Below are 3,553 nucleotides of genomic sequence, written 5' to 3'. Positions count from 1 at the left end.
GCACTTTTCAGGGAAACAGTTTGCTTCAAAACCGAACGTGCATCCGAAGTTTTCAGCTCAATTTGAGGATGAACGACTGTTGCGTACAATTCTGACGGACTATCTATTTTAATAATATCCAAAGGATTTGAACTTCTTACCAAAGTAAAACCACCCAATAGGCAAGGAGCAACGTTGTCAGCGTGAGCATTTCCGCTGGCCAATTTTTCGCCTTGCATCGCAAATTTTACTAATTCTTTACGTGTAAAAGGACGACCTAATAATTCGTTGATTCCAAAAACAGCTCCAGCCGAACTAGCCGCGCTGCTTCCGATTCCACTACCTGCTTTGATGTTTTTGTAGATTTCGATTTCAAAACCGAAGTCCGTTTCGACTTCTTCTAATAGTGCCAAAGCTGCCACTCCAGAAACATTATTTTCGGTTTCCATTGGCAAATCTGCTCCCACAATTTTAGTAATGCGAACGCCTTTTATATCTGATTTTCGAATAATCATTTCGTCACCCGCAGTAGTCAAGCAAAGTCCTAGGACATCAAATCCACAGGAAAGATTGGCGATTGTTGCAGGACAAAATAGTTTTATTTCATTCATAGTATTTTGTTTCAGGTTTCAGGTTTCAGGTTTAAAGTTATCTCGGAACCTGAAACTTGAAACTAATTTTATATATTTCCTACACGGATTACATCGGAAAAAATTCCCGAAGCTGTAACTGCAGCACCTGCACCTGCACCTTTTATCAATAAAGGTTGGTCAATGTAACGGTCAGTGTAAAATTGTACAATATTGTCTTTTCCTTCTAAATTATAGAATGGACTTTCTTTTGGGATAAATTCTAATCCAACGCTTGCTTTACCATTTTCGAAAGTAGCAACGTATTTTAAACGACAATCTTTGGCTTTGGCTTCTGCCAATAAATTCTCGAAATGAGCTGCATTCTTGATTAATGATTTGAAAAAATCTTCATTATTTGTTGTCGCCAAACATTCTGCTGGCATAAAAGATCTGTTAGCAATATCTTCAATGTCGAATTGGTAACCGCTTTCTCTAATCAGGATTAATATCTTTCTCGCAACGTCAACACCGCTTAAATCAATTTTTGGGTCTGGCTCAGTAAATCCTTGAATTCCAGCTTCTTTTACGACATCGTGAAAGGAATTATTTTCGTCGAAATTGTTAAAAATAAAGTTCAAACTTCCTGATAAAACCGCTTGAATTTTATTGACTTTATCGCCCGAAGCTATCAGATTTTTCACTGTGTCAATAACAGGTAAACCAGCACCCACATTAGTTTCAAACAAGAATGGTGCATTGTATTGACGGGAAAGATTTTTGAGGTTTTTGTAGTTATCATACGATGAAGAACAGGCAATTTTATTGCAAGTCACCACAGCAACATTTTGTTTCAAGTATTGTTCATACGTTTCAGAAACACTTTGATTTGCTGTAATATCAACAAAAATACTGTTGCGTAAATTGAGTGATTTTACTTTTGAAATAAAAGCTTCCAAAGTAGCAGTTTCGCCATTATCCAATAAAGATTTCCAATCTTTTAGCGGAATTCCTTCTTCGTCAAAATACATTTTTTTGGAACTGGACAAAGCGATAACTCTCAGGTTTATTTTCAGATTCTCTTTCAAGAATTTTTTCTGTTGATGGATTTGCTCGATGAATTTTTCACCAACATTCCCAACTCCCATTACGAACAAGTTTAATTGTTTGGTATTTTCCTCAAAGAAGTTTTCGTGAAGGGCATTTAATGCTTTTTTTACATCTCTTTCGTTAATTACTGCCGAAATATTTCTTTCGGATGCACCTTGTGCAATGGCTCGAATGTTGACGTTATTTTTCCCCAAAGTACTGAACATTCGACCGCTTAATCCTTGGTGATTTTTCATATTTTCACCTACCAATGCAATGATACACAAGTCTTTTTCGATAATGCAAGGATCAATTTTATTTTGAGAAATCTCTATTGCAAAAGCTTTGTTGATGGCGTTTTCGGCGATTTCAGCATCGGCATTTAAAATCCCAATACAGATGGAATGCTCTGATGAAGCTTGAGTAATAAAAATCACGTTGATATTTTCGTGTGACAACACTTCAAACAAACGCTTTGAAACACCAGCAACACCTATCATTCCTGAACCTTCAAGGGTAATTAAAGTAATATTGTCGATAGAACTAATTCCTTTTACTGGATTACTATGTTTTGGAACATCATTGGAAATAAAAGTTCCTTCGGCTTGGGGTTCGAAAGTATTTTTAATCCAAATCGGAATATTTTTTTTGAATACGGGTTGAATTGTTGGTGGATACAAAACCTTAGCTCCAAAATGCGATAACTCCATCGCTTCTTGGTACGAAATGGAAGCAATAGGTTGCGCTTGTTTCACCACTTTCGGGTTGGCAGTAAACATTCCGTTTACGTCTGTCCAGATTTCCAATTCAGAAGCGTTTAATGCTCCAGCCAAAATTGCAGCAGTATAATCGGAACCGCCACGACCCAGTGTTGTGCCAATTCCATCAACTGAAGTTGCAATAAAACCTGGCATAATTACAATTTGAGACTCATTCGAATTGAAATAATCGGCAATTAATTGATTTGAAATTTCAAAATCAACGGCAGCTTTCCCAAAATTATTGTTGGTCTTTATTAACTCACGACTGTCTTTGTAGCCACAGTTTTTATGCTGTTGTTTAAATGCTTCAGCAATAATATAAGAAGATAATAATTCCCCGAAACTTAAGATGGTATCGGATGTTCTTGGAGATAATTCACCCAAAAGGAAACAGCCTTCAAGTAATGTTTCAAGATGATTGATAATTCTTTTAATGTGACTCAAAGCACTGCTTTGCTCGCTTACAGGAATTAATTCTTTGATAGCATCTAAATGCTTTTTCTCGATTTCGGCAACAATTTCTTTGAAACTTTCGTCATTTGAAGAAGCTTTTTGAGAAGCAAGAACCAACAAATCGGTAACTTTGGTAAAAGCAGAAACAACAACAATTAATTTTTCTTTTTCCGCTTTTTTGATAACTATATCTAATACTAGTTTTATATTTTGTGCATTGGCAACCGAAGTTCCGCCAAATTTTAATACTCTCATTTTGTTTGTTTTATTTTTAAAAATACAATGTTTTTTATACACCTATGAACTCTCTTCATTTAGAAAAAAGTACGAAAACTGGATTATATGTAAAATGTATACCCTTAAAGGGTAGTGGTAGTTGTTGTAGTAATGGTAGATGTAACAGAAAGTGCAACTCTAATTAGAGTTGTTATCGAAGATTGATATGTTTTGCTGTTATTTGCCATTTGATTTTTCAAAAGTACAGTTTTTTATAAAATAACAAAACCTTTTAGTTTGTTTTTACGAATATTTTTGAAAACATAGTGCTAAAAAAAGAATATTAAATATTTTACCTTTAAAATCTTGTTTTTTAATATTGATTTATTGAATTTTGACCCCTCAAAAGCCCATGAACACGGAGATGGACTATCTCATCATGGGCGGCTTCGTGATCGAACGCACGGCGCAGCCGCAGCAAAAAAT

At 35.3% G+C, this 3,553-nt stretch carries 2 protein-coding genes; both read right to left on the bottom strand.

What is annotated here, in order from left to right; all coding sequences use genetic code 11:
* A partial coding sequence (locus PHC28_RS17040; protein WP_300103399.1) for a homoserine kinase occupies positions 1–590 on the bottom strand: 590 nt, incomplete at its 3' end.
* A 68-nt stretch (positions 591–658) separates the two neighbouring features.
* A complete protein-coding gene (thrA, locus tag PHC28_RS17035) occupies positions 659–3,106 on the bottom strand; it encodes a bifunctional aspartate kinase/homoserine dehydrogenase I (protein WP_300103397.1) in 2,448 nt (815 codons plus the stop codon).
* Between the last annotated feature and the right edge of the window lie 447 nt (positions 3,107–3,553).

The sequence above is a fragment of the Flavobacterium sp. genome (assembly GCF_028712645.1).
Taxonomy (GTDB): Bacteria; Bacteroidota; Bacteroidia; order Flavobacteriales; family Flavobacteriaceae; genus Flavobacterium.
This window is presented reverse-complemented; position numbering and strand designations above follow the sequence as displayed.

Excerpts from the sequence above, each read along its gene's own strand:
- thrA (WP_300103397.1), bottom strand. The coding sequence starts at position 3,106 with ATGAGAGTATTAAAATTTGGCGGAACTTCGGTTGCCAATGCACAAAAT.